The following is a 283-nucleotide window of genomic DNA, read 5'->3' on the forward strand; positions in this document are numbered from 1 at the left end:
CTTTTATTGATTTTATTCAGCACGGCGAAATAGAGGTCGATGTCGAGGACACAGAGGAGCAGGAAGAGCAAAGCGTCATTGATTTAGACAAGATTAAGAGACAGCGTAAGAAGTACCAGCAAGCATGGGCTATGGACTTAATGAGCGATGATGAATTTCAGGCTCTAATTAAAGAAACTGACGACCTGTTCGACCAGCACAACCGACAGCAGCTAAGGAAAAAAGAAAATAAAAACAATCACGAGCAAATAGAGGCTACTCTCGACCTCATACTCAATGTGTG

General features: G+C 42.4%; 1 protein-coding gene. It reads left to right on the plus strand.

The genetic code is table 11. The annotated features are described in order from the left end of the window. Positions 1-283 (plus strand): hypothetical protein (locus tag EN861_RS35765; RefSeq protein ID WP_210235226.1); only part of this gene is annotated, 283 nt, incomplete at both ends.

The sequence above is a fragment of the Mesorhizobium sp. M8A.F.Ca.ET.218.01.1.1 genome (assembly GCF_004791165.1).
Classification (GTDB): domain Bacteria; phylum Pseudomonadota; class Alphaproteobacteria; order Rhizobiales; family Rhizobiaceae; genus Mesorhizobium.